General features: G+C 72.1%; 24 protein-coding genes, 1 pseudogene and 1 riboswitch. Of the genes and pseudogenes, 14 read left to right on the top strand and 11 right to left on the bottom strand.

Annotated features, from left to right (window positions below):
* Window positions 1-49: 49 nt before the first annotated feature.
* From ACZ45E_RS21250 to ACZ45E_RS21240, 3 genes are all read right to left on the bottom strand, one after another.
* Window positions 50-979 (bottom strand): LLM class F420-dependent oxidoreductase, encoded by a 930-nt coding sequence (locus ACZ45E_RS21250; RefSeq protein WP_468222686.1) that lies wholly within the window; start codon window positions 977-979, stop codon window positions 50-52.
* A gap of 100 nt (window positions 980-1079) precedes the next feature.
* The gene (locus tag ACZ45E_RS21245; RefSeq protein ID WP_468222684.1) at window positions 1080-1796 is read right to left on the bottom strand and encodes a DUF5995 family protein; all 717 of its coding nucleotides are present in this window, start codon (window positions 1794-1796) and stop codon (window positions 1080-1082) included.
* 143 nt (window positions 1797-1939) lie between these two features.
* The gene (locus ACZ45E_RS21240) at window positions 1940-3370 is read right to left on the bottom strand and encodes a uracil-xanthine permease family protein (protein ID WP_468222683.1); all 1431 of its coding nucleotides are present in this window, start codon (window positions 3368-3370) and stop codon (window positions 1940-1942) included.
* 182 nt (window positions 3371-3552) lie between these two features.
* On the opposite strand from ACZ45E_RS21240, the gene ACZ45E_RS21235 reads away from it, so the two are divergent.
* A complete protein-coding gene (locus ACZ45E_RS21235) occupies window positions 3553-4824 on the top strand; it encodes an alginate lyase family protein (protein ID WP_468222682.1) in 1272 nt (423 codons plus the stop codon).
* A 52-nt stretch (window positions 4825-4876) separates the two neighbouring features.
* Here the strand turns inward: ACZ45E_RS21235 and ACZ45E_RS21230 are convergent, their stop codons facing one another.
* Window positions 4877-6079 (bottom strand): MFS transporter, encoded by a 1203-nt coding sequence (locus ACZ45E_RS21230; RefSeq protein ID WP_468222680.1) that lies wholly within the window; start codon window positions 6077-6079, stop codon window positions 4877-4879.
* 109 nt (window positions 6080-6188) lie between these two features.
* Between ACZ45E_RS21230 and ACZ45E_RS21225 the strand changes: the two genes are divergently transcribed.
* Window positions 6189-7379, top strand: a complete 1191-nt coding sequence (locus ACZ45E_RS21225) for an ROK family transcriptional regulator (protein ID WP_468222679.1) — start codon at window positions 6189-6191, stop codon at window positions 7377-7379.
* Between the two features lie 31 nt (window positions 7380-7410).
* Here ACZ45E_RS21225 and ACZ45E_RS21220 read toward each other — a convergent pair whose 3' ends face one another.
* Window positions 7411-8154 (bottom strand): SDR family oxidoreductase, encoded by a 744-nt coding sequence (locus ACZ45E_RS21220; protein WP_468223084.1) that lies wholly within the window; start codon window positions 8152-8154, stop codon window positions 7411-7413.
* A 118-nt stretch (window positions 8155-8272) separates the two neighbouring features.
* A complete protein-coding gene (locus ACZ45E_RS21215; protein ID WP_468222678.1) occupies window positions 8273-9175 on the bottom strand; it encodes an RNA polymerase sigma-70 factor in 903 nt (300 codons plus the stop codon).
* Window positions 9176-9282: 107 nt separating this feature from the next.
* Window positions 9283-9413: riboswitch (FMN riboswitch) on the top strand.
* A 162-nt stretch (window positions 9414-9575) separates the two neighbouring features.
* Between ACZ45E_RS21215 and ACZ45E_RS21210 the strand changes: the two genes are divergently transcribed.
* The 9 genes from ACZ45E_RS21210 to ACZ45E_RS21170 all read left to right on the top strand — a co-directional run bounded on the left by ACZ45E_RS21210 (window position 9576) and on the right by ACZ45E_RS21170 (window position 16976).
* Complete coding sequence (locus ACZ45E_RS21210; protein ID WP_468222676.1) at window positions 9576-10223, top strand: riboflavin synthase; 648 nt, start codon at window positions 9576-9578, stop codon at window positions 10221-10223.
* Window positions 10220-10870 (top strand): nicotinamide mononucleotide transporter family protein, encoded by a 651-nt coding sequence (locus ACZ45E_RS21205; protein ID WP_468222675.1) that lies wholly within the window; start codon window positions 10220-10222, stop codon window positions 10868-10870. The genes ACZ45E_RS21210 and ACZ45E_RS21205 overlap by 4 nt, the downstream gene beginning before the upstream one ends.
* Window positions 10867-12156 carry a bifunctional 3,4-dihydroxy-2-butanone-4-phosphate synthase/GTP cyclohydrolase II gene (locus tag ACZ45E_RS21200; RefSeq protein WP_468222674.1) on the top strand — a complete coding sequence of 430 codons (1290 nt, stop codon included), beginning with the start codon at window positions 10867-10869 and terminating at the stop codon, window positions 12154-12156. Before ACZ45E_RS21205 ends, ACZ45E_RS21200 begins: the two co-directional genes overlap by 4 nt.
* 36 nt (window positions 12157-12192) lie before the next feature.
* Window positions 12193-12678: a 6,7-dimethyl-8-ribityllumazine synthase gene (ribH, locus tag ACZ45E_RS21195; RefSeq protein WP_324775647.1), complete on the top strand. Its 486-nt coding sequence runs from the start codon at window positions 12193-12195 to the stop codon at window positions 12676-12678.
* A gap of 34 nt (window positions 12679-12712) precedes the next feature.
* The gene (locus tag ACZ45E_RS21190) at window positions 12713-12985 is read left to right on the top strand and encodes a phosphoribosyl-ATP diphosphatase (RefSeq protein WP_324775649.1); all 273 of its coding nucleotides are present in this window, start codon (window positions 12713-12715) and stop codon (window positions 12983-12985) included.
* A gap of 53 nt (window positions 12986-13038) precedes the next feature.
* The gene (hisG, locus tag ACZ45E_RS21185; protein ID WP_468222673.1) at window positions 13039-13887 is read left to right on the top strand and encodes an ATP phosphoribosyltransferase; all 849 of its coding nucleotides are present in this window, start codon (window positions 13039-13041) and stop codon (window positions 13885-13887) included.
* A gap of 11 nt (window positions 13888-13898) precedes the next feature.
* Window positions 13899-14339, top strand: a complete 441-nt coding sequence (locus ACZ45E_RS21180) for a PH domain-containing protein (RefSeq protein WP_468222672.1) — start codon at window positions 13899-13901, stop codon at window positions 14337-14339.
* A gap of 226 nt (window positions 14340-14565) precedes the next feature.
* On the top strand, window positions 14566-15903 hold the full coding sequence (locus ACZ45E_RS21175) for a hemolysin family protein (protein ID WP_468222671.1): 1338 nt from the start codon (window positions 14566-14568) through the stop codon (window positions 15901-15903).
* Window positions 15900-16976, top strand: coding sequence for a hemolysin family protein (locus tag ACZ45E_RS21170; protein WP_468222670.1), 1077 nt, complete (start codon window positions 15900-15902; stop codon window positions 16974-16976). Before ACZ45E_RS21175 ends, ACZ45E_RS21170 begins: the two co-directional genes overlap by 4 nt.
* A gap of 42 nt (window positions 16977-17018) precedes the next feature.
* Here the strand turns inward: ACZ45E_RS21170 and ACZ45E_RS21165 are convergent, their stop codons facing one another.
* Together ACZ45E_RS21165 and ACZ45E_RS21160 are read right to left on the bottom strand one after the other, a co-directional pair.
* A complete protein-coding gene (locus tag ACZ45E_RS21165; protein WP_468222669.1) occupies window positions 17019-18890 on the bottom strand; it encodes an AAA family ATPase in 1872 nt (623 codons plus the stop codon).
* 419 nt (window positions 18891-19309) lie between these two features.
* The gene (locus ACZ45E_RS21160; protein ID WP_468222668.1) at window positions 19310-19951 is read right to left on the bottom strand and encodes a uridine kinase family protein; all 642 of its coding nucleotides are present in this window, start codon (window positions 19949-19951) and stop codon (window positions 19310-19312) included.
* A 203-nt stretch (window positions 19952-20154) separates the two neighbouring features.
* On the opposite strand from ACZ45E_RS21160, the gene ACZ45E_RS21155 reads away from it, so the two are divergent.
* Window positions 20155-21549, top strand: a complete 1395-nt coding sequence (locus ACZ45E_RS21155) for a peptidase C39 family protein (RefSeq protein WP_468222666.1) — start codon at window positions 20155-20157, stop codon at window positions 21547-21549.
* 22 nt (window positions 21550-21571) lie between these two features.
* Here the strand turns inward: ACZ45E_RS21155 and ACZ45E_RS21150 are convergent, their stop codons facing one another.
* Window positions 21572-23059, bottom strand: coding sequence for a M1 family metallopeptidase (locus ACZ45E_RS21150; protein ID WP_468222665.1), 1488 nt, complete (start codon window positions 23057-23059; stop codon window positions 21572-21574).
* 206 nt (window positions 23060-23265) lie between these two features.
* On the opposite strand from ACZ45E_RS21150, the gene ACZ45E_RS21145 reads away from it, so the two are divergent.
* Window positions 23266-23421: an SCO1431 family membrane protein gene (locus tag ACZ45E_RS21145; RefSeq protein ID WP_468222663.1), complete on the top strand. Its 156-nt coding sequence runs from the start codon at window positions 23266-23268 to the stop codon at window positions 23419-23421.
* 103 nt (window positions 23422-23524) lie between these two features.
* On the opposite strand, the gene ACZ45E_RS21140 is transcribed toward ACZ45E_RS21145, so the two are convergent.
* The gene (locus tag ACZ45E_RS21140; RefSeq protein ID WP_468222662.1) at window positions 23525-24766 is read right to left on the bottom strand and encodes a glycoside hydrolase family 18 protein; all 1242 of its coding nucleotides are present in this window, start codon (window positions 24764-24766) and stop codon (window positions 23525-23527) included.
* Window positions 24767-24932: 166 nt separating this feature from the next.
* Here ACZ45E_RS21140 and ACZ45E_RS21135 point away from each other — a divergent pair.
* Window positions 24933-25384, top strand: a pseudogene (locus ACZ45E_RS21135) (acyl-CoA dehydrogenase family protein); the annotation flags it as partial.
* Here the strand turns inward: ACZ45E_RS21135 and ACZ45E_RS21130 are convergent.
* Window positions 25347-25646 carry a hypothetical protein gene (locus ACZ45E_RS21130; protein WP_468222661.1) on the bottom strand — a complete coding sequence of 100 codons (300 nt, stop codon included), beginning with the start codon at window positions 25644-25646 and terminating at the stop codon, window positions 25347-25349. The pseudogene ACZ45E_RS21135 and the gene ACZ45E_RS21130 overlap by 38 nt on opposite strands.
* Between the last annotated feature and the right edge of the window lie 35 nt (window positions 25647-25681).

The raw sequence follows: 25681 nt of genomic DNA, 5'->3' as shown, positions 1-25681 counted from the left end.
GGCGGACGACGGGACTTTCGACCTAGAGCGCGGGGTCGGGCCGCCGGGGTCAGACTCCGGCGGCCCGTGCCTTCTCGTAGACCTCCGCCGCCACGTCCTTGAGCTCCTGGGCGTCGCGGAGGGGGCCCTGGAGGTCGAGGAGGATCTCCTCCAGGCCGACCTCGTCGTGCGCGACCAGGTCCTCGACGATCTGGTCCGTGCTGCCCTGGAAGGGTTGCCGGTCGTCGGCGGTGTACGCCTCGCGCGTGTAGAGCGCGTTCGCCCGCAGCACGCTGCGCAGCGGGGCCCCGCGCCCCCGCTCCCGGGCGAGGGCCCGCAGATCCTCCCACTGTCTGCGCAGCGGCTCGGCGCCCGCGGCGGCAGGCATCCAGCCGTCCGCGCGGTCGACCACCCGGCGCGCCGCCTTCGGGCTGTTCGCCGGAAGGAGGATCGGGACGGGGCGGGCCGGCTTGGGGCCGATCACGGACGGGGCGATGGTCGTCAGCGTGCCCTCGTACGCCACCGGGTCCGGGCCCCACACCGCCCGGCACACGTCGATCAGCTCGTCCAGCACCTGGCCGCGCCGCTCGAAGGGGGCCACGGACGCCGCCGCGTACTCGTCGGTCGACCAGCCGGTGCCGAACCCCGCGACGACCCGGCCGCCGCTCGCCGCGTCCAACGAGGCGAGGGCGCGGGCCAGTTGAAGGGGGACATGCAGCGGTGCCACCAGGACGCTCGTGCCGAGCCGGGCGCGGGAGGTGGCGGCCGCGGCGAGCGTGAGCGAGACCAGCGGATCGGCGACCGAGCGGTAGCGGTCGGGCCAGGGCAGCCCCGGGATTCCGTAGAGCCCCTGCCGGGCGGGCTCGGGGAACAGGACACGCTCGAAGACCCACAGGCTCTCGTACCCCGTCGCCTCCGCCGCGCGCGCCACGTCGGGGATGTCGCGGCCGATGTCGTACTGCCGCATCTGCGGGAGGCCCAGGCCGAGTCGGGTCGTCATACCGTGCTCCTTCGTCGCGTGCGCGTCGGGTGCCGTACGGTCCAAGCGGTCGAACGCGCGGTTGATGCCCGGGAGTTCCGGGGGCGACAGCGGGCGCCGCTCAGTCGGGGAGCGGGGTGAGCAGCATGCGGCTGACGAGGCCCACCGAGGTGTCGAGGCGGCAACTGAACTCGGCTGCCAGGCTGGGGAGTTCGCGCAGGGCCCACAGGGCGCGGGCGCTGCCCCACGCGGCGTCGCGGGCCCGCTCCAGACTCCACGAGCCGAGCAGATGGGTGAGCGGATCGGCGACCTGGAGGAGATCGGGGCCCGGCATCAGCTCTTCGCGGATGTGCTCCTCCAGCAGGACGAGGAGGTCGCCCACGCGCTCGAACTCGTCCTCCAGTACGCCCGGTTCGCAGTCGAGCGTACGGCAGGCGTCCACGACGGCCAGCGCCAGATCGTGGCCGATGTGCGCGTTGATGCCCGCGAGCGCGAACTGCAGGGGACGTACGCCGGGGTGGCGGCGGAACTGGAGCAGCGGCCGCCAGCACGCCGGGCCGCGGAGCCCGAGGGCCGCCGCGTCCAGGGCCGCGAGATACCGCTCGGCAAACCGGACGTCCAGCGTGCTCGCGGCGGTCCGGTCCAGGAAGCCGCCCGCCGCGCCGTCGTCGATGGCCCGGCCGACCGCCTCGGTGACGGAGAGGTAGACCCGGTTGAAGACGGCCACGCCGTCCCGGGGCGGCAGGTCGAGGGCGAGCGCGCGCATCCGCGCGATCACCGCGTCGACCCCGGCCGCGGCGGGGGTCTGAGTACTCGCGAACCGTTGCGACTGCGCCATGGCCGAAGGGTCCCAGCCCCGGGCCGACGCGGGTGTCGGCTGGCCGGGGGCTTCCCCAGAACGAGCGAACGGCCGCCGGACACGCGCACGTCCCGGGTGCGCGCGGTGACCTCCGCGGGCGGCACGTTCCCGCCCGACTGCGCCTACGAGCCGGCCGACTGGTTCCGGTCGGCTCCGCCGGCCGCGTGCTCCTGGGGGTCGTCGCCCTTGTCATACCTCGACGTACCCGAATCCAGCAGCGGTTCCTGCGACTTGAGATGCGCGGGGGCCATCGCGCGCAGCGCGTGGTAGCCGGTGATCACGACGATGGTGCCGAGGGCGATACCGCTCAGCGAGAAGGTGTCGGTGAACTTCAGGGAGACGTTGCCGACGCCGATGATGATGCCCGCGGCGGCCGGGACCAGGTTCAGCGGGTTGCGCAGGTCCACCTTGGCGTTGATCCAGATCTGCGCGCCGAGCAGGCCGATCATGCCGTAGAGGATGACGGTGATGCCGCCGAGCACGCCGCCCGGGATCGCCGCGACGATCGCGCCGAACTTGGGGCACAGCCCGAAGAGGAGGGCGAATCCGGCCGCCGCCCAGTAGGCCGCCGTCGAGTACACCCGGGTCGCGGCCATGACGCCGATGTTCTCGGAGTACGTGGTGTTGGGCGGGCCGCCGACGGCGGTGGAGAGCATCGAGGCGACGCCGTCCGCCGAGATCGCGGTCCCCAGCTTGCCGTCGAGGTTGTCGCCGGTCATCTCACCGACCGCCTTGACGTGCCCGGCGTTCTCCGCGATCAGGGCGATGACGACGGGCAGCGCGACGAGGATCGCCGACCACTGGAAGGACGGCGCGTGGAAGGAGGGCAGACCGACCCAGTCCGCGGTGCCGACACCGGAGAGGTCCAGGCGCCAGTGGTCGACGGCCTCGGCGCCGCCGTTCACCGAGTGGATCCTGCCGAAGAGGCGGTCGAAGACCCAGGAGATGCCGTAGCCGAAGAGCAGACCGAGGAAGATCGCGATGCGGGACCAGAAACCGCGCAGGCACACGACGGCCAGACCGGTGAACAGCATCACGAGGAGCGCCGTCCACTGGTCCGCGGGCCAGTACGTGGAGGCGGTGACCGGCGCCAGGTTGAATCCGATCAGCATGACGACGGCGCCGGTGACGATCGGCGGCATCGCGGCATGGATGATCCGCGCCCCGAACCGCTGCACCGCGACGCCCACGAGGAAGAGCACGGCACCGACGACCAGGACGGCGCCGGTCACGGTGGCGCTGGTGCCGCCCTGCGCCCGGATCACGGCCGCCACGCCCACGAAGGAGAGCGAGCAGCCCAGGTAGCTGGGGACCCGGCCGCGCGTCGCGAGCAGGAAGATCACCGTCGCGACGCCGGACATCATGATGGCGAGGTTCGGGTCGAGCCCCATCAGGACCGGTGCGACGAACGAGGCGCCGAACATCGCGACGACGTGCTGGGCGCCGAGCCCGATCGTGCGCGGCCATGACAGCCGCTCGTCGGGGCGGACGACGGCCCCGGGGGCCGGGGTGCGCCCGTCGCCGTGCAGTTTCCAGCGCACGCCGAGGTCCATGTGAGTTCTGCTTTCTGTGGCTCGAAACGATCGCCTCATGGTAGAGGCACGCACGTGCGAGTACCGACGCGCTGCGGGGGAGGGCCGGTCGTACTCCTTGTTGGGGAGAGACCCGAGGTCTACCCTCACACGCACTTGTCCGTGAACATCGTTCAGATACATGTCTGGCTGGAGTCGTGTTGATGCGTGCAGGACCCCGGATACGCCTCGGCGCCCTTCTCACGGCCGCCGCCGCTCTGGCCGCCGTCCTCGTACCGGCCGCGGATGCCGCCGCCCGCGAGCCCGCCCCGAGAACCGCCGTCCTCGACGGTGAACGCCTGCTGTGGACCAGACATCAACTCGCCCACGGCGACCGTCGACTGGCGCGCGCGGTCGAGGACCTGACGACCCGCGCCGACGGCTGGCTGGACCAGGGCCCGTGGACGGTCGTCGACAAACCCAGGCCCGCGCCGGGCGGCGACGTCCACGACTACCTGAGCCAGGCCCCGTACTGGTGGCCCTCCACGACGCCAACCGCCGACAACCCGTGGGGCTGCCCGTACGTGCAGCGCGACGGAGAACGCAACCCCGAGGTCGACACGGGCACCGACCGCCAGGACGTCGAGAAGGTCTTCGACTCCACGTACGACCTCGCCCTCGCCTGGTACTACACGGGCGAGAAGCGGTACGCCGTGAAGGCCGGCCAGGTACTGCGCACCTGGTTCCTCGACGCGGGCACCAGGATGAACCCGAACCTGGACCACGCCCAGTTCATCCCGTGCACGTACGACGGCCGCGCCATCGGCATCATCGACTTCTCGCAGTCGTACACGAGCATCGTCGACGCCGTGGCGCTCCTCGCCACCGGCGCCCCCGGCTGGTCGCGCGGCGACCGCGCGGGCATGGGGGAGTGGAACAAGGAGTTCCTCGACTGGCTCGTGCGCAGCGACTTCGGCAAGCAGGAGGGCGCCGCCGACAACAACCACGGCACCTTCTACGACCTTCAGGTCGCCGCCCTCGCCTACGCGACCGGCGACACGGACCTCGCGCGCCGCACCGTCCTCGGCGTCCGCGCCGGGCGCATCGACGCGCAGATCGCCGGCGACGGCACCCAGCCGCAGGAGCTCGCCCGCACCCGCAGCTGGCACTACTCCACCTTCGACCTGGTCGCCTACACCCGGCTCGCCGCCATCGGACGGCACGTCGGCGTCGACCTGTGGAGCTACGAAGGCCCGGACGGGCAGAGCCTGTTCAAGGCCGTGGACCATCTGCTGCCCGCGGCGACGGGCGCGGCCGCCTGGCCCCATCCGGAGCTGGAGTTCCACCGCTTCGCCGCGAGCGACGTCGTACGGGCGGCGGCCGACGCCGGGGACGCGGCCGCGCGCCGGGCCGTCCCGAGGCTTGAGGCGCCTCCCGGCGGCGACCTGTGGGCGCTGCGGCCCGCGGCGGAACAGCTGGACTCCATCACGGGCTGACCGCTCCCCGTGCCCTGGGCCCGGCCCCCCGTCCGAAGCGGGGGGCCGGGGGTCAGTTGATGCGGGCCACGGACGGGTCCGGCGCGGCCGCGCCGGTGCGGTCGGCGCCGCGCAGCACCTCCGCGAACACCATCAGGCCGCAGGTCAGCACCGTCACCAGGCCGAACGACACCACGAGGCTCGTCGCGTCCGCGAGCGTGCCGATGGCCGACGGCGCGATCAGGCCAGAGGTGTACGTGATCGTGGCGACGCCCGCGATGGCCTGGCTCGGGTTCGGGCCGCTGCGCCCGGCCGCCGCGAAGGCGAGCGGCACGACGACCGCGATGCCGAGGCCGAGCAGACCGAAACCGGCCATGGCGAGCGCCGGATGCGGGGCCACCACCACGAGCAGCGCGCCGAGCGTGGCCACGACCCCGCTCACCCGCACGGTGCGCACCGCGCCGAACCGGTCCACCACGGCGTCCCCCGCGATCCGGGCCACCGCCATGGTGAGGGTGAACGCGGTGGTGCAGGCGGCCGCGAGCCCCGCCGAGGTGTCCAGCACGTCGCGCAGGTACACCGCAGACCAGTCCAGGCTCGCGCCCTCGGCGAAGACGGCACAGAACCCGACCGCGCCGATGAGCAGCGCCGACTTCGGCGGCAGCGCGAACCGCGGCGGCGCCTCCTCGTCCTCGGTGGGCCGCAGGTCGAGGACCCACCGGCAGGCCACGAACCCGGCCGCGGTCAGTACCGCCGCGGCCAGCAGGTGATGCACGCGTGCGTCCGCGCCGAGGTGCGCGGCGAGGGTGCCGCCCGCCGAGCCGATGAGGGCGCCCACGCTCCACATGCCGTGCAGGCCCGACATGATCGACTTGTCGAGCCGGGTCTCGACCTCCACGCCGAGCGCGTTCATCGCCACGTCCGACATGCCGGCCGAGGCGCCGTAGACGAAGAGCACCGCGCAGAGCGTGAGCAGGTTCGGGGCGAGGGACGGCAGGACCAGAGCCAGCGTCCACAGGGCGAGCAGCCCGCGCAGCGCCGTCCGCGCGCCGAACCGGTGGCTCACACTGCCGGCCAGCGGCATCGCCACGGAGGCGCCGATCGCGGGGAAGGCGAGCGCCAGGCCCAACTGGCCCGCGCTCACGCCCGCGTGGTCCTGGATCCACGGAACACGGGTCGCGAACGATCCGGTCACCGCTCCATGGACGCAGAACACGGCCGCGACGGCATAGCGCGCCCGTTTCACCTTCCCCAGCGCGTACGTCACTTCACTCATCCGGTGGGCCCCTCCCAGTACGTCCCCATGCGCGTCGCCCATGGTGCGGCCGTAAACTATCAGGAACCCTGCCTGATAGTTAACCTGTTTCCGGCGTAGGATCCCGGCCATGCCCGCATCACCGAGGACCGCCCGAGCCATCAACGACCGGCTCGCGCTGCGCTTCCTCCAGGACGAAGGCCCGCTGACCGCGACAGAGTTGAAGGACCTCACCGGACTCTCCCGGCCCTCGGTCGCCGACCTCGTCGAGCGGCTCACCGCCTCCGGACTCGTCACGGTCGTCGGAGAGACGGGTGCCCAGCGCCGCGGCCCGAACGCCCGGCTCTACGGGATCGTCGCCGACCGCGCCCACCTCGCCGCCCTCGACGTACGCACCGAAGGCGTGCGGCTCGTCGTCGCCGACCTGCTGGGCACCGCGCTCGCCCGGGCGGAGTTGCCCGTCGAGGAGGGCGAGAGGACGGGCGCCGCCGTCGAGCGGGCGGTCGCCCTCCTGGAACGGACGGCGAAGGAGGCCGGCGCCGAGCGGCTGCACACGGTGGGGGTGGGCGCCCCCGGCCTGATCGACCCGGCCTCGGGCGAGCTGCGCGACTCCTCCGGCCTGCCCGCATGGCACCGCCGCCTGATCGCGGTGCTCCAGGAACGGCTCCCCGCACGGGTGCTGGTGGAGAACGAGACCAACCTCGCGGCCCTCGCCGAGCAGCGCGACGGAGCCACCCGGGACCGGTCCACGTTCGTGCTGCTCTGGCTCGGGCTCGGCATCGGGGCCGCGGTCGTGCTCGACGGGAAACTGCGGCGCGGCGCCTCCGGCGGAACCGGCGAGGTGGGCTTCCTGCCCGTGCCGGGCACGGTCGGACTGCCCTCCGCCACCGGATGCGACGGCGGCTTCCACTCCCTGGCCGGATCGGCGGCCATCCTCGAACTCGCCGTCGCCCATGGCCTGGTGGGGCCCGGCGAGCCGGTGGAGCGAGCCGCCGACGTGGTCCGCGACGCCGTCGCCCGCGGCACGGACGAGTTCCTTGACACCCTGGCCGACCGTGTGGTGCTGGGCGCCGCCGCCGTGGTGGCGGTCCTCGACCCCGGGTGCGTGGTGCTCGCCGGGGAGGTCGGCCGCGCCGGGGGCGACGTGCTGGCCCGGCGGGTCGCGGAGCGGCTGGCCGCGATGTCACCGCTGGCGACGGACGTGCGGGCCGGCGCCCTCGGCGGCGGCGCGGTGCTGCGCGGGGCGCTGCTGATGGCCCGGGAGGCCGCGCAGGAGGACGTCTTCGGCCCGGGGCCTGGCGGCCGGACGCCCGCCGCGTAGCGGGTGCCTGCCCGGCCGGGCACCGCCGGGGTCAGCGCGCGGCGCGCTCGCTCAGGTACTCCTCGAACGTGCCCCTGCCCACGGCCTGCTCCGGGGCCAGATGCCCGCCCGCGCGGAGCGCGCGGTACACCCTGCCCGCCAGCGGAACACTCAGCACCGGGCGGCGCCTGCCCTCCGCGCGCAGATACGCGCGGGCCAGCTCGGAGAACGTAAGGACCTCGGGGCCGCCCATGTCCGCCACCCGCCCGGCAGGGGGCTCCAGCGCCAACCCGGCCAGCCGGTCCGCCACTTCGGCCACCTCGATCGGCTGATCGCGGACGCCCGCGGGAAGCAGCACCACCGGCAGCTTCGCGAGGACCCGCAGCAGCCGGCGGACGAGATCGTGGAACTGCGTCGTGCGCAGCACCGTCCAGCCGAGCCCGGACTCCGCGATCAGGAGCTCCACCGCGTGCTTCGCCTTGTAGTAGCCGAGCGGCACCCGGTCCACGCCGACGATGGAGATGTGGACGAGGTGCGGCACACCGGCGCCGCGCGCGGCCTCGATCAGATTCCGTGCCGCCCGCTCGTCGCCTCCCCGCGGCGTCGAGGCGCAGTGCACGATCACGTCCACGTTCTCGACCGCACGGCCGAGTGCGGGACCGCCCTCCCGCAGGTCCACCGCGTACGGCTCGGCGTGCCGGCTCAGCACCCGCACCTCGTGCCCGGCGCCGCGCAGCCGCTCGGTGACGAGCCGGCCGAGCGTTCCGGTTCCTCCGGTCACCAGGATCGTGGTCACCGCCGCATCAGCTCCTTCGGACATGGAGCGCCCCCTCGTGGAGCGCCCCTCGGCAGCTGAGAACCGACGGGGTGCCACGGATGTGACAGTGGCGGGGGATTTGGCGGGGAATTTTCGCTCAGACGGAGGCCAGCTGCCGGCCCACGAACCCCAGCTTGTCCGGGTTCAGCACGGCCCGCGCGGCCACGATGACATCCCCGCGCACCTCGAACGAGACGACAGCGAAGACCGCGCCGCCGGACCGTGCGACCAGCGCCGGCGCCCCGTTGACCTCGGCGGACGTGAACTCCGCGCCGGCCGCGAACCGCTCCCGGATGCCGAGCAGGAACCGCACCACCTTCTCGCGCCCCTCGACGGGCCTGCGCGCGGCGCTGACCTTGCCGCCCCCATCGCCCCACCAGCTCACATCGGCCGCCAGCGTCTGCTCCAGTGCCGTCAGATCGCCGGCCCTGGCCGCATCGACGAACGCCTCCACCAGCTCGCGGTGGACCCGCTCCGACGGCTCGAACCGGGCGCCGGGCGCCGCCACGCGGGCCGCGGCCCGCCGGTACAGCTGACGACAGTTCGCCTCACCGAGGCCGAGCACCCCGGCGATCTCCCGGTAGCCGTACGCGAACGCCTCGCGCAGCACGTACACCGCCCGCTCCGTCGGTGTCAGCCGCTCCAGGAGCAGCAGCAGGGCGCACGACACCGAGTCGCGGCGCTCGGCCGACTCCAGCGGGCCGAGCGCGCCCTCCGAGGTGAGGACGGGCTCGGGCAGCCAGGGGCCCGGGTACTGCTCACGCCGGGCGCGGGCCGAGGTGAGGCGGTTGAGGCAGAGGTTCGTGACCACTTTCGCGAGCCAGGCACCCAGGTGCTCGACCGACCCCGGCTCGGTGGCGCTCAGCCGCAGATACGCGTCCTGGACCGTGTCCTGCGCCTCCTCGGCGGAGCCGAGCATCCGGTAGGCGAGCCCGAACATCCGCGGGCGGTGGCTCTCGAACTCCTCGGCCGTCCGGCCGGGTTCTGGCGAAGTCGTCACCTCCTCACCCTGTCAGAGCGAAGATCGTCCGAGATCTGTGAGTCAGCCCACAGTATTCGCTTGCATGCACAACCACTGGACGTGGCACACTGGCCGTGTACCAGAAGCAGCGCACTCCGGGGTCGGTGAAAGTCCGAACCGGCGGTTACAGTCCGCGACCCGGTCACTTCCAGTGGCCGGTTGACCAGGTGAAATTCCTGGACCGACGGTTAAAGTCCGGATGGGAGGCAGTGCGCGGCGGGCGGGCACCTCGTGTGCGCGTCGCCGATTGTTTCGCCGTTCCCGCAAGGGAGCGGTGTCGAACGCGGCGTCGTCGCTCCCGGTGTCGTCGTCCGTACGTTCTGTCGCCGTCGCGCGACAGTGCCCCGGAGTCCATGCCCCAAGAGGGAGGACCCGGGAAGTGTTCACCGGAATCGTCGAAGAACTGGGCGAGATCACGGCGGTCGAGAACCTCGGCAGCCCGGTCGAGGCATCCCGCTTCCGCGTCCGCGGCCCCGTCGTCACCGAAGGCGCCAAGCACGGTGACTCCATCGCGGTCAACGGGGTCTGTCTGACCGTCGTGGAGCACGACGCCGACTCCTTCACCGCGGACGTCATGGCCGAGACCCTCAAGCGCTCCAGCCTCGGCGCGCTCACCACGGGCTCCCGCGTCAACCTCGAACGCCCGATGGTCGCCGACGGACGGTTCGGCGGCCACATCGTGCAGGGCCACGTCGACGGCACCGGCACGATCATCGAGCGCCTCCCCTCCGCGCACTGGGAGATCGTCAAGATCTCGCTCCCCGCCGAGCTCGCCCGGTACGTCGTCGAGAAGGGCTCCATCACCGTCGACGGCGTGAGCCTGACCGTCGTCGAGGCCGGCGCCGACTACTTCACCCTCAGCCTCATCCCCACCACCCTCGACCTGACCACGCTCGGGCTCAAGCAGCCCGGCGACCCGGTCAACATCGAGGTCGACGTCCTCGCGAAATACGTCGAGCGCATGCTCGGTTACCAGGGCAGCGACCGGGAGAACGGCCGGGGAAGCGCTCAGGGGGGCACCAAGTGAACTGGCTCAACACCGAAGCATTCACCCTCTTCGACCAGCACATCCTCTGGTCGGACATGATCGGCAACACCATCGGCCTGATCGCCCTCGCGCTCGGCTGGCGCCGCTCCCTGTGGACCTGGCCCGCCCAGCTGATCTCCGGCGCGATCCTGCTGACCGCCTTCGCCACCGCCCACCTCTCGGGCAGCGCAGGCAAGCAGCTCGTCGTCATCGTCGTCGCCCTCTTCGGCTGGTGGCAGTGGAACCGCGGCAAGGGGCAGGCGCAGGACGGCTCCATCGCCGTCCGGTTCGCCACCTGGCGCGAGCGCGGCGCCCTGATCGGCGCCGCGGCCGTCGGCACCCTCGCCGTCGGCGGCCTGTTCACCGCGTTCCCGACCCTGTCGTGGGACCCCTGGCCCGACGCGTACATCTTCGTCGGCACGGTCGTCGCGATGTACGCCCAGGCGCGCGGCATGGTCGAGTTCTGGTTCGCCTGGCTCCTCGTCGACCTCGTCGGCGTCCCGCTCAACTTCGCCAACGGCTTCGCCTTCTCCGGCTTCGTCTACGTCATCTACGGCGCGCTCGTCCTGTGGGGCATGCGCGACTGGTGGCTGCGCTCCCGTGCCGCCCAGGCCGCCGCCCCCGCGCTCGAAGGAGCCCACGCATGAGCACCGCAGCCCACCTGTACGAGGTCTCCGCGAACATCGACCTGAGCCTCGACCCGGTCGAGCAGGCCCTCCGCGACATCGCCGCCGGCCGCCCCGTCGTGGTCGTCGATGACGAGGACCGGGAGAACGAGGGCGACCTCGTCGTCGCCGCCGAGAAGATCACGCCCGAGATCGTCGCCTTCATGATGAGCGAGTGCCGCGGCCTGATCTGCGCCCCCATGGAGGGCGACGAACTGGACCGGCTCGACCTCCCGCAGATGGTCGGCAACAACACCGAGTCGATGAAGACCGCCTTCACCGTCTCCGTCGACGCCTCCGGTGCCCACGGCGTCACCACCGGCATCTCCGCCGCCGACCGCGCCGCCACGCTCCGCCTGCTGGCGGGAGGCACGGCCCAGGCCGGCGACTTCGTCCGCCCCGGCCACATCTTCCCGCTGCGCGCCAAGGCGGGCGGCGTCCTGACCAGGAACGGCCACACCGAGGCCGCCGTCGACCTCGCCCGCCTCGCGGGGCTGCGCCCGGCCGGCGCCATCGTCGAGATCGCCGGCGAGGACGGCGTCATGCTGCGCCTGCCCGAACTGATCCCGTTCGCCCGCAAGCACGGCCTGACGATCATCTCCATCGAGGACCTCATCGCCTACCGCCGCTCCGCCGAACCCACGGTCAAGCGCGAAGCCACCGTGCAACTCCCCACCGCCTTCGGCGAGTTCACCGCGTACGGCTACCGCTCCATCGTCGACGGCGTCGAGCACGTCGCCCTCGTCCACGGCGAGATGGGCGACGGTGAGGACGTCCTCGTCCGTATCCACTCCGAATGCCTCACCGGTGACGTCTTCCACTCGCTGCGCTGCGACTGCGGCCCCCAGCTGGAGGAGTCCATGCGCCGCATCGTCGAGAAGGGCCGCGGCGTCGTCGTCTACCTCCGCGGCCACGAGGGCCGCGGCATCGGCCTGCTCTCCAAGCTGCGCGCGTACGAGCTCCAGGAGCGCGGCCGCGACACCCTCGACGCCAACCTGGAGCTCGGCCTGCCCGCCGACGCCCGCGACTACGCGGCCGGCGCCCAGATCCTCGACGACCTGGGCGTGCGCACCGTGCACCTGATGACCAACAACCCCGACAAGACCGACGCCCTCACCCGGCACGGCCTCACGGTCACCGCCCGCGAGCCGATGCCGATCAGCGCCGGCGAGCACAACCTCCGCTACCTGCGCACCAAGCGGGACCGGATGGGCCACGACCTGCCCTGGCTGGACGTCCCCACGACGTCCGCCTGCACCAACCAGTAGAGCCCCCTGTTTTCAACTACGTACGAGGAGAAGCGCGTGAGCGGTAAGGGTGCCCCCGAACTGAGTGTGAAGAACTGCGGCGACCTGCGGGTGGCCGTGATCGCCGCCCAGTGGCACGAGAAGGTCATGGACGGTCTCGTCGACGGCGCCCTGCGCGCCCTGACCGAGCTGGGCATCAGCGAGCCCACCGTCCTTCGCGTCCCCGGCAGCTTCGAGCTCCCCGTCGTCGCCAAGGTCCTCGCGGGCCGCGGCTACGACGCGATCGTCGCGCTCGGCGTCGTCATCCGCGGCGGCACCCCGCACTTCGAGTACGTGTGCCAGGGCGTCACCCAGGGCCTCACCCAGGTCTCCATCGACACCGGCGTCCCCGTCGGCTTCGGCGTGCTGACCTGCGACACCGAGGAGCAGGCCCTGGACCGCGCGGGCATCGAGGGCTCCCGCGAGGACAAGGGGCACGAAGCGGTCACCGCGGCCGTGGCCACCGCCACCACGCTGCGTACCGTCTCCGAGCCCTGGCGCTAGGGCCCGGGGAGAGCCGCGTAAAGTAAGGACCACCATGTCCAATAAGACGTTCGAGGAGCTCTTCACCGAGCTCCAGCAGAAGGCCGCCACCGGCGACCCCGCCACTTCCCGCACCGCAGAGCTGGTCGGCAAGGGTGTCCATGCCATCGGCAAGAAGGTCGTCGAGGAGGCCGCCGAAGTCTGGATGGCGGCCGAGCACGAGGGCAAGGAAGCCGCCGCCGAGGAGATCTCGCAGCTGCTCTACCACGTCCAGGTGATGATGGTCGCCCGCGGCATCTCCCTCGACGACGTGTACGCCCATCTCTGAGCCGTCACCCCGCGCTCGCCCGACCCACCCCTCACGCAAAGGAATCCGACCTCATGCTGCGCATCGCCGTCCCCAACAAGGGTTCACTGTCCGGACCTGCGTCGGCGATGCTCCATGAGGCCGGGTACCGGCAGCGCAAGGAGTCCAAGGAACTCGTCACGGTCGACCCGGGCAACGAGGTCGAGTTCTTCTACCTGCGCCCCAAGGACATCGCGATCTACGTGTCCTCCGGCAAGCTCGACATCGGCCTCACCGGCCAGGACCTGCTGATCGACTCCGGGGCCGACGCCGAGACGATCCTGCCGCTCGGCTTCGCCCGCTCCACCTTCCGCTTCGCCTCCCGGCCCGGCGCCGTCAAGGACCTCGCCGACCTCGCCGGGAAGACGATCGCCACCTCCTACGAGGGCATCGTCGGCAAGTACCTCGCCGAGCACGGCGTGGAAGCCTCCGTCGTGCACCTCGACGGCGCCGTCGAGACCGCCATCGAACTCGGCGTCGCCGACGCCATCGCGGACGTCGTGGAGACCGGCACCTCGCTGCGCAACGCGGGCCTGGAGGTCTTCGGCGAGCCGATCATGAAGTCCGAGGCGTGCGTCATCCGCCGCAAGGGAGACACCGCCGAGGACCCGAAGGTCCAGCAGTTCCTGCGCCGACTCCAAGGAGTCCTCGTCGCCCGCACCTACGTGATGATGGACTACGACTGCCGCGCCGAGCACCTGGAGAAGGCCGTCGCCCTCACCCCGGGCCTGGAGTCGCCGACCATCTCGCCGCTGCACAACGAGGGCTGGGTCGCCGTGCGCGCCATGGTCCCGTCCAAGGACGCGCAGCGCATCATGGACGACCTGTACGCCCTGGGCGCGCGGGCCATCCTCACCACGGCCATCCACGCCTGCCGCCTCTGAGGACCTCCGCCATGACCGACGTCCCGACCCTGCCCGTCACCTTCCGGCCCGGGCGCACCCGTGCCATCCTGCACGGGCTCGGCGCCGCCTGCTTCGTCGTGATCACCGTCATCGCGCTGGTCCTCGACACCCTGAGCCCGGGCGAGCGGATCAGCTTCATCTTCACCGCCGCCCTGTTCTGGGCCGTCCTCGGGCTGCTCGCGCGGCCCAAGGTCGTCGCCGACGAGGACGGCGTCACCGTCGTCAACATCGCCCGCGGCCGCCGCCTGGCCTGGGCGGAGATCGTCCAGGTCAACCTGCGCCCCGGCGACCCCTGGGTCTTCCTGAACCTGACCGACGGCACCAGCCTGGCCGCCATGGGCATCCAGCCCGGCATCGCCCGGCAGAGCGCCGTCCGCGACGCGAAGGCGCTGCGCGCCCTGGCCGAGGCCCGAAGCCCGGTTCAGGGCTGACTCAGGGCCCCGGCCCCTGACGCCCCGGCCCCGGACCTGATTAATCTGGGGGCGGGGCGTGCGCCGTGAGCCGCCCCGCCCCTGACGCGCCCGGACGGGCGGCCCGGGGGTTCCTGCTAACCAAGGAGTGACTCCCTCCAGCGATGGACGGATCGTCCGGCAGTATCTGCGCCGCCCCCTCCCGGCCTGACGCGCCCCTCGCGCGCACGTCCGTGGAGAGCGCGGCATGACCATCCCGTTGCTGCTCCTCGCGGCAGCCTTCCTCCTGATCCTCGCCAACGGATTCTTCGTGGCGGCCGAATTCGGGCTCGTCACCGTCGAACGCCAGGACGCCCAGCAAGCGGCGGACGCCGGCGACAAGCGCGCCCGCACCGTCGTGGCCGCCCTCAAGGAACTGTCCTTCCAGCTCTCCGGCACCCAGCTCGGCATCACCATCACCTCCCTGGTCGTCGGCATGCTCGCCGAACCGGCCCTCGCCGAACTGCTGCACGGCCCCTTCACCGCCGTCGGCATCCCCGAGGGCGCCGCCAGGGGAGTGTCGGTCGTCGTGGGCATGCTGCTCGCGGCCGCCGTCCAGATGGTGGTCGGCGAACTGGTCCCGAAGAACTGGGCGGTCTCCAGGCCGCTCCAGGTCGCCCGTTTCGTGGCGGGCCCCCAGCACGCCTTCGCCCGCCTCTTCCGCCCGGTCATCGCCCTGCTCAACACGGTCGCGAACCGCCTCGTGCGGGCGCTCGGCGTCGAGCCGGCCGACGAGCTGGCCTCCGCCCGCACCCCGGGCGAACTGGTCTCGCTCGCCCGCCACTCCGCGCAGGCCGGAACCCTGGAGCAGGACACGGCCGACCTGTTCGTCCGTACCCTCTCCCTCGGTGAACTGACCGCGCAGCACGTCATGACGCCCCGCGTGAAGGTCAGCGCGCTCCAGGCCTCCGCGACCGCCGAGGACGTGGTCAACCTGACCCGCGCCACCGGCCTGTCCCGCTTCCCCGTGTACCGGGAGCGGATCGACGAGGTCATCGGCATGGTCCACCTCAAGGACGCCCTGACGATGTCCGCGCACGAGCGGCTGCGCACCCCCGTCGTCCGGATCGCGCAGGCCCCGCTCCTGGTCCCGGAGACCCTCCCCGTCCAGCCGCTCCTCGCGCGCCTGCGCAGCGAGCAGCCCATCGCCGTCGTCGTCGACGAGTACGGCGGCACGGCCGGGGTCGTCACCCTGGAGGACATCGTGGAGGAGCTCGTCGGCGAGGTCCGCGACGAGCACGACCGGCTCGACCTGCCCGAACTGGCGGCGGCCCCGCCCGAGGACGGCCGGCCCGCCTGGGACGCCGACGGCAGCTGTCGCGTCGACATCCTGCGCCGCATAGGACTCGACGTACCCGAGGGCCCCTACGAGACGGTGGCCGGCCTGGTCGCCGACCTCCTCGGCCGCATCCCCGCCCCCGGCGACCGGGCGGAGCTGCCCGGCTGGCGCCTGGCCGTGCGCCAGGTCGGCCACTACCGGGCCGAGCGCGTCCGCATCGTACGCACCACCGAAGCCGCCAAGCCCGTCCTGGAGGCGGCCCGATGAGCGCCCTGCAACTCCTCTTCGCCGTTCTGCTGGTGCTGGCCAACGGCTTCTTCGTCGGTGCGGAGTTCGCCCTGGTCTCGGTGCGCCGCAGCCAGATCGAACCCCTCCCCGGCAAGCGGGCCCGGCAGGTCCTGTACGGCCTGGAACACCTGCCGCAGATGATGGCGGCGGCCCAGTTCGGCATCACCGTCTGCTCGCTGACGCTCGGCGCGGTGGCCGAGCCGACGGTGGCGCAGCTGCTGGAGCCCCTCTTCGAGGCGGTCCACGTGCCGCACGGCGTGATCCACCCGCTCGGCTATGTGATCGCCCTGGCGGCGGTGGTCTCCCTCCACCTCGTCATCGGCGAGATGGTGCCGAAGAACCTCGCGATGGCGGCGCCGGAGAAGACCGCGCTCTGGTTCAGCCCCGGGCTCGTCGCCTTCGCCCGGCTCTGCAAGCCGGTCACCATCGCCCTCGGGGCCTGCGCCCGGCTGGTCCTGAAGCTGTTCAGGGTCGAGCCCAAGGACGAGGTCGAGGCCGTCTTCACCAGCGAGCAGCTCAACCGCCTGGTCGAGGACTCCGGGCAGGCCGGTCTCCTCGGCCCGGAGGAGCAGGAGCGCCTGGAGGACGCCCTCGAGCTGGGCTCCCGCCCGGTCACCGACGTCCTCCTGAACCGCTCGGACCTGGTCACGGTCGGCCCCTCGGTCACCCCGGCGGAGATCATCGCGCTGACGGCCCGCACGGGCTACTCCCGGTTCCCGCTCTGCGCGGACGGCGGCGCCTTCATGGGCTACCTGCACGTGAAGGACGTCCTCGACCTGATCGACGGACCCGAGACGGACCGCGCCGTCCCGCAGCACGTCTGGCGGCCCATGACGACGCTGCGCGCCGAACTCCCCCTGGACGACGCCCTCACGGTGATGCGCCGGGCCGCCACGCACCTGGCCCAGGTGGCGGACGCGGCGGGCCGTGTCCTCGGCCTGGTCGCGCTGGAGGACGTCCTGGAACTCCTGGTGGGCGAGGTCCGCGACCCGGCCCACCGGGACGAACCGCAGGTCCCGGAGGCCCGCAGGAAGCAGGAGGCGCTCACCTAGGGTCGCCTTCACCGGATCAGGCGGCAGGCCCCGGCCCGGCTCTCACAGCGCGGTCGGGTCCTGCGGCCCCCTGCCGGACAGGACCTCCCCGTATGCCTGCATCAGGTCGGGCAGCCGCAGCGTCGCCAGATCGTCCCGGGACGGCTCCGACAGATATCCCGTCAGCCGCAGATCCCGGTAGGCGCACGACTTCTCGTACAGCGTCCGCAGGAACCGCCCGTTGCCCAGCTCGTCGATCCAGCCCTGCTCCACCACGTGCGCGGCGATGGAGCGGAGCTCGTCCAGCGCCTCCTCGTCCCACGCGTCCCCGTTCTCCGCCGCCAGCACCTCGCCGATCGAGGTGAGCTCCAGCGGGCGGTACGAGGGGAAGTCGACCCGCGACGTGAAGCGCGACGAAAGCCCGGGGTTGGCCGCGAGCAGCCGGTCCATGCCCTCCGGGTAGCCGGCCAGGATCACCACCAGATGGTCCCGGTTGTCCTCGGCCCGCTTCAGCAGCACCTGGAGCGCCTCGTCGCCGTACGCGTCGCCCTTGCCGTACCCGGAGTTGGACAGCGCGTACGCCTCGTCGACGAAGAGCACCCCGCCGAGCGCGGAGTCGATCAGCTCGTTCGCCTTCACCGCGGTCTGGCCCAGGTACTCACCGACCAGATCCGCGCGCTGCGCCTCCACGAGATGGTCGCCGCCGAGCAGTCCGAGAGCGTAGAAGACACGGCCGAGGATCCGGGCGACCGTCGTCTTGCCCGTACCCGAAGGACCCGAGAAGACGAAGTGGCGTTTGGGCGGCTGGACGGGCAGCCCCTGACCGGCCCGCAACCGTGCCATGTTCAACTGCGCGGAGAGCGCCTTGACCTGCCGCTTCACCGGTTCGAGGCCCACCATGAGCTCCAGCTCGGAGAGCGCCTCCTCCAGGAGCACCGGATCGGTCGGCCCCGCGGGCAGCGGCGCCTGGACCGGCACCACGGCCTTCTCCCGCACCATGTCGGGGTCCTCCGCGCCGACGCCGCCCGGCGGCGGCAGATCGGGCTCGGTGACCTTCAGGTCCCGCCCGTCGCTCGCGTACAGCGGATCGGCCGACTCCCCGGCGTCCAGGCCGTCCTGATAGCCCGTCAGGGTCAGCGGGGCCAGGTCCGGGCCGTCCGCGAAGTCGTACCCGTCGCCCTCGGCGATCGCCGCGAGCCGCGCCGAGGTGTCCATGAACGCCGGGTCCACCCGGTGCACCGCCCGGTACAGCGGCATCGCCGCCGCCGAACGGCCCGTGCCCTCGTGCGCCCTGGCCAGCCAGTACCGCAGCTCCTTGCGCTGCGGCTGCTCGCTGCGACAGCGCATCAGGGCCGAGGAGAGCAGCGGCTCCGCCTGCCCGTACATCTCCAGGCGCACCCGCGCCATGCCCCCGAAGAGCCCGGCCTCGATGCCGAGCATCGGATCGTCCATCAGCGACTCCGTCTGCCGGACCAGCTGGTCCCAGTCCTTGACGAGGTACGCCCGGCACGCGTGCAGGAAGCGCACCTGCGGATCCGCGTCGGCCGTCGGCAGGGTCGCGAGCGCCCGGTCCAGCTCCGGCACATGGCGCCCGTCGAGCCAGTGCGAGGCGTGCGCCAGCAGGAGGTCGCGCGGATGTTCAAGGACCGGCTGCACCCACCAGCCCAGCCAGTACCAGGAGTTGAGTGTGCGGCGGTGGCGCGTGCGCTGCTCCCCGAACCGGTCGCGGTGCCGGAACATCCGCAGCAGCGCCGTCGTCGTGTCGATGCGCAGTGCGTGCAGTCCGAGCCAGCCGTCGGCCATCCCCGGGTCCATCCGCACGGCGGCGCGGAACTCCTCCTCCGCCTGCGGATACGCACCCATCGTGTACGCGTCGACGCCCCGCAGCCAGGCGAGGTCGGCCGGGCCCGTCGGCGCACCGGTGCCGAAGTCCATCACGTCCCCCACAAGCCGTGCCCCCGATGAACCGCTCTGTCATGGACGGGAGTTGCCACGATGCGGACAGCAAGCCGTCCGTAGGCCGCACCGAGGGCATCATCGTACCCGCGCAGGGCTGGTCGGCCGTAGGGCGCGGAAGCGCCGGATCGGCGCAAAGAGGGCCCAGGGCCCGGGATTCCGCGCAGGTGGGCGCGGTGGCGCGTGGTGACCCAGGGTGAACGGCGCGCGCTCCGGAGCGCCCGGGAAAGGGCATTGCGGGCAGAACGAAGCCCCCGATCACGGGGGAACAACCGGGGGCTTCGCGTCTTCGGGCGGTCCCGAAAGTCCGCACATTGAGAACGTAAGTCCTGTACGGCCCCTCGGTCAAGCAGAGTTGAGGGTCTCGGGGAAACTGGCGAAAGGCCGTTCGGAGGGGTTCAGCGCACCGCTGGCGGTTCCTCACCGTGCGTGACGGAGCGCCGGGTCTGCGGGGTCACACCGGGCCCCTCGCGCATCTCGTACCCCAGCGGTCCCTCCCGCACCAATTCGTCGGCGAAGGGCCTGGACGGGTCCCGCGCGAAGTGCTCGCGCTCCGCCGGGATCCAGCCGTCCCAGAAGCCGGCCTGCGCCGCACCGTCCCGGGCCCGCCCGCGCGCCCACGACGTCCCACCCGGCAGGTCCATCCACAGCAGCCTCGCCAGCCGGGGCCGCAGGGCGCGCCGCCCCGCGCCCACCCCCTCGACCAGGACCACGTCCGCGGGCGGCAGCACCCGTACGGCGTCGAAGCGGCGGGCGTGCCAGTCGTACCTCTCGTAGTGCGCCGTGTCGCCGCGGGAGAGCGGCGTGAGCACCTGCTCGCGCAGCCGGTCCTGCCAGCCGAAGAGGGAGTGGTGGCTCGCGATGTCGTCGAGGTGCAGCACGGGCGCCCCGCCGAGCGCCTCGGCCAGCCGCGCCGCGAAGGTCGACTTCCCGGACCCGGCGTGCCCGTCGATGCCGACGAGGCGCACGGGGCCGCAGGAGACCGGCAGCCGGCGGACCCGGTCGGCGTACTGGTCCAGGGGCACACGCAGATAGCTCACGGCGGCAAGGGTACGTGGGGCCCGATGGGGTTTCAGGGACGCCGCCGCAGGTCATTCCAGTGGTGGAGACCAATATTGCTGAGCCTGACAGGGCGCGAAACGCTGGTGGAAATCCCGCCGCTGCGGCCATAGTTGGCGCACTGTTCCACCGAGCCCGCACCCGGCCCCGTCCGCCCGACCTCCTCGACTGGGGGATCATCCCGATGACCCGACCCGTTCCGGACTCCGGTCCGTCCCGCAGAACCGTGCTCGCCGCCGCCGCGGGCGTCGCGCTCGCCGCCACCACGGCCACGGCGGCCGCGGCGGGAACCCCGCAGACCACAGGGGCCCTCGCGGCCCCTCGGACGAAAGCCCCCGCCCGCACCGTGGACAACCACACCTGGACGACCGCCGCCGACTGGCGCTCGGGCGCCGGCAAGGGGACCCGCGTCGTCGCGGGCGCCCGCCCCGGCGTGACGCTCGCCAAGGCGGCCGGCACGAGGACGTACACCGATCCGCACCTCGGCCGGACGGCCGAGTGGGAGTACGCCCAGTGGACCTCACCGGTCCACCGGCTGAGCGTCCCCGCCACCGAGGTCATCGCCTCCTGGAACGCGCACACCCCGAAGGGCACCTGGATCCAGGTCGACCTCCAGGGCACGTACAGCGACGGGAAGCGGACGCCCTGGTACGTGATGGGCCGCTGGACGGCCGGTGACGACAAGGACGCCGACATCCGTCGCACCTCCGTGGACGACCAGAGCGACGGCAGGTCGAGCATCTGGACGGACACGTTCTCCATCGACGACGCGGCCTCGGGTCTGCGGCTGGTCTCGTACAGCCTGCGTCTGACGCTGCTGCGCACTCCCGGCTCGAAGGCCGCGCCGACGGTCTGGCGCCTCGGCGCGATGGGCTCGGACGTGCCGGACCGCTTCACCGTCCCGGCGTCCGCCCCCGGCCTCGCCAAGGAGCTGAAGGTCCCGCGCTACTCGCAGAACATCCACACCGGCCAGTACCCCGAGTACGACAACGGCGGCGAGGCGTGGTGCAGCCCCACCTCCTCGCAAATGATCATCGAGTACTGGGGCCGCAAGCCCACCGCGGCCCAGCTGGCCTGGGTCGATCCGTCCTACGCCGACCCCCAGGTCTGCCACGCGGCCCGGTTCACCTACGACTATCAGTACGAGGGCTGCGGCAACTGGCCGTTCAACGCGGCGTACGCGGCGACGTACAAGGACATGCAGGGCGTCGTCACCCGCCTCTCCTCCCTGACCGACCTGGAGACCCTGATCGCGGCCGGGATCCCGGCCATAACGTCCCAGTCGTTCCTCAAGGAGGAGCTGACCGGCGCGGGCTACGGCACCTCCGGGCACCTCATGACGGTCATCGGCTTCACCGCGGAGGGCGACGTGATCGCCAACGACCCCGCGTCGCCGAGCGACCCGGCGGTGCGCCGCGTCTACAAGAGGGCCGAGTGGGAGACGATCTGGCTCCGCACCAAGCGCCACAACGCCTCCGGCAACGTCGTCTCCGGCACCGGCGGCGTCTGCTACCTGTACTTCCCGGCGCACCCGACCGCCGCGCAGCGCAAGGCACTGGCGGCGGTGGGCGTGCGCTGACCGGGAGGGCGGACCGCGAGGGTCAGCCGGTGACGACCGGGGCCACCACCCAGTCCGGGTGACCGGGCATGGGCGGGGTCCGCGCGCCGTACAGCCAGGGGCGCAGGAAGCCCGCCAGGTCGTGACCGGCGACCTTCGAGGCCAGTGAGGTGTAGTCGGCCGTCGACGCCGCTTCGCCGCGGTACTTCGTGAGCCAGGCCCGCTCGATCCGCTGGAACGTCTGCGCGCCGACCTGCTCGCGCAGCGCGTACAGGACCAGCGCCGAACCGTCGTAGCGCATGCGCTTGAAGAGGTTCGGCTCGGTGGGTTCGGCGGGGGCCCCGTACTGGTACCGCCACTGGTCGTGGCTCTCGTAGGCGACCTTCATCGCGGCCTCGAAGCTCTCGCCCCCGTGCTCCTGCGAGTAGAGGCGCTCGTAGAAGCGGGCATGGCCCTCGCTGAGCCACAGGTCGGACCAGGTGGCGAGGGCGACGCTGTCGCCGAACCACTGGTGGGTCAGCTCGTGCACCATGTCGCGTTCGGCGTCGACCCTCGTGCCGAGCAGATCGGCCTTGGGCAGGAGCGAGAGCGTCTGCGTCTCCAGGGCCACCCCGAGGTCCGTGTCACCGACCAGGACGCCGTACCGGTTGAAGGGGTAGGACCCCAACAGCTCGCGCAGCCAGGTGAGTTGTGTGGGCGTCAGATCGCGGTACTCCTTGGTCGGCGCCACCAGCGCGTCCGGCACGACATCGCGCAGCGGGAGCCCGCCCGGCCCCGTGCTGTCGAGCGACCGGAACCTGCCGATGGCCAGTTGGACGAGTTGCGCCGCCACCGGCTGTTCGGAGTCGTACGTCCAGCGGATCCGGCCGTCGGGGCGTGCGGACCGGTCGACGAGCCGCCCGTTGGCCACCGCCGTCAGATCCCCCGGCGTCGTGACGCGGAAGGTGACCGGGGCCCGCCGGCTGGGGTGGTCGTCCGAGGGGAAGATCATCTTGGCGCCGTTGGGCTGCGGGTACAGGACCGTGCCGTCGGGGGTGGGGATCCAGCCGTAGTCCTCGATGGCGTCGTCGCGGTGGCGTATCTGGGTCGGGTCGGCGGTGTAGTCGACCTTCACCGTGAACGAACTGCCGTCGCGCAGCGGGGACTTCGGGGTGACGACCAGTTCGTCGCCGTCCCGCAGGGCCTGCGCGGGGCGGCCGTTCACCGTGACCGAGCGCAGTTCGTTGCCCGCGAAGTCCAGGTCGAAGCGGGAGAGCGCCTGCTCCGCCGTGGCCTTGATCGTCGTCGAGGCGGCGAACGGGGTCCGCGGCGCCTGCCAGTCGAAGTCGAGCGTGTAGTGGCGGACCGAGTAACCGCCGTTGCCGTCGAGCGGGAACATCGGGTCGCCGAGCCCCGCGGCGCCCGGCGTCGGCGCGGGGGAGTCGTCGGCGGCCCGCGAGAGGGTGGCCGGGCCGGTCAGCGCGGCGCTCAGGGTGATCGTGACGGCGACGGCGAGACGGGCTCTGCGGCGGGGCGTTCGGTACGGGCGCATCGAGAACCTTCCGGTCGGACGGAACGCGTCGCAGTGTGGGACGCACGGAGTTCCGCGCCGGTTGTGCGTGACCAAGGTCTCGGTCGCAAAGCGACATTCCGGTGGCAAGGTGGTACATGCGCCGGAGGGGGACCCAGGGCCTCATGAGGCCCCCGGCGCCCGGGGGAATCACGACCACGCCCGCGAACCGAGTGAGTGAGACTCCCATGACCGCAAGCTCCGCAGCCATTCCGGCCCCCGCCGCCTCGCGCACCCGCACCGGCGGCCCGCAGGAGGACGGCCCGAAGATCCTCGAGCACCTCATGGGCTGGGCCTTGGTGGTGGTGCTGGCGATGCTCGTCACACAGACCGGTCTGATGTGACCTGAGCCACGCGTCTGCCGCGGCGCCGCGGGAGAGGTGTGAACGACGCGAGGGGCGGGGTCCGGAACACCGGACCCCGCCCCTCGCGGTCTGTTCGCGACCGTCAGTGGACAGCCTTGATCAGTTCACCGCCGGACGTGTCACCGGACAGCTCCCAGAGGAAGGTGCCGCCCAGGCCCTGCCGGTTCTTGTAGTCCATCTTCCCCGCGATGGTCGCCGGGGTGTCGTAGCTCCACCAGTCGGTGCCGCAGTGGGCATAGGCGGTGCCGCCGACCGTGCCCGTGGCGGGGCACCTGGTCTTCAGCTCCTTGTAGTCGTCGATGCCCTGCTCGTACTTGCCCGCGGCCGGGCCGGTCGCCGTGCCGCCGGGCGCCGCCTGGGTGACGCCGGTCCAGCCGCGCCCGTAGAAACCGATGCCGAGCAGCAGTTTCGAGGCGGGCACACCCGCCGCCTTGAGCTTGGCGATGGTGGCGTCGGTGTTGTACCCGGCCTTCGGGATCCCGTTGTACGCCGTCAGCGGCGAGTGCGGGGCGGTCGGCCCCTTGGCGTCCCACGCGCCGAAGTAGTCGTACGTCATCGGGTTGTACCAGTTGACGTACTGCGCGGCGCCCGCGTAGTCGGCGGCGTCCAGCTTCCCGCCGGCGGAGGCGTCGGCCGGGATGGCGGAGGTGATCAGGGCGCCACTGCCGAACTTCGCCCGCAGCGCCGCCATCAGTTTCTTGTACGCGTCACGCCCGCTGGTGTCGCAGGACAGACCGCAGGCGTTGGGGTACTCCCAGTCGATGTCGATGCCGTCGAAGACATTGGCCCACTTCGAGTTCTCGACCAGGTCGTAGCAGGACTGGGCGAAAGCGGCCGGGTTCTTCGCGGCCTCCGTGAACCCGCCGGACCAGGTCCAGCCGCCGAAGGACCAGAGGATCTTGAGGTTCGGGTGCAGCTTCTTCAGCTTGAGCAGCTGGTTGAAGTTGCCGCGCAGCGGCTGGTCCCAGGTGTCGGCGGCGCCGTCCACGGACTGGTCGGCGGTGTACGCCTTGTCGGTCGCCGCGTAGGAGTCGCCCATCGCGCACTTGCCGCCCTGGACGTTGCCGAAGGCGTAGTTGATGTGCGTGAGCCGGTCGGCGGAGCCGGACGTCTCGACGTTCTTGACGTGGTAGTTCCGGTCGTAGACACCCCACTCGGTGAAGTAGCCGACGACCTTCGAGCCGGCCGCCGTCGCGTGGGGGGTGGTGTCCGTCCCGGCTGCCGCGCTGCCCGCCGAGGCGAGCAGTCCCGCGCCGAGAACGGCGCAACACGCGGCAGCGGCGAGCGCCTTGAAGCGCGCGCGGGGGAGGTGCGGTCGGAGCATCGTGTCTCCTCGTGGGGGAGGGGGACATGGGGGGGAGTGGTGCTGTGGACCTGCGGAAGAGCCCGGCTCCACGCGTCCGTCCTGGCTGACATGAACGCGTTAAGTCGTTGAGCGGAACAGTAGGAGGACTAGACCAGTGTGGTCAATGGTCCGAACCAATTTCCCGGCGCTCGTCCTGGGCCGGCTCGCCATCGCGGCCCGCGCGATCGGCGAGGCGCGGGCGGCGCTCGACGAGGCGGTGACGTGCGCGAAGGGGCGCACCCGGTTCGGACGGCTGTCGCCGCTTTCCAGGGCCTCGGGTTCGTGCTCGCCGACATGGCGACCCGGATCCAGGCGGTCCGCGCCCTGTATCGGTCGGCGGCCCGGCTGCGGGACGCGGGCCTGCCCTTCTCCCGGCAGGCGGCCATGGTGAAGCTGTTCTGCGCCGGCGCGGCGATGAAGGTGACCACGGACGCCGTGCAGGCCCTCGGCGGCTACGGCTACGGCTACGGCTGCGCCACCGACTCCCCGGTCGAGTGCTACCTGCGGGAGGCCAAGGTGCTGCAGATCGTCGAGGGCGCCGATCAGATCCGGCGCATGGTCATCGCCCGTCACCTCGCGGGTCCGCGAACCCGCTGAACTGCCCGGTGCGCACGATGGGCGCCATCAGCCGGACCCACTCGGGGTCGTGCTGCCCGGGCAGGGTCCGGCCGCGCTCGGCCCACGCGGCGAGCAGGGCCCGGTAGAGGGGCGGGTCCTGCGCGTGCGCCTGCTGCGACGGGAACGCCGGGAGCGGCGGACGGGCCTGAAGGGGCTGATGAACCGATTCTGCCGGGTCAGGAACGAGGACGCGCCTGCGACGGCCGGTGGGTGCGGGAGCCGGTGTCTGCGTCGGGGTCATGCCAGAGCAACGTACGAGAGACGGCGCAGGTCACC

The sequence above is a fragment of the Streptomyces sp. NPDC030991 genome, from assembly GCF_055571235.1.
This window is presented reverse-complemented; position numbering and strand designations above follow the sequence as displayed.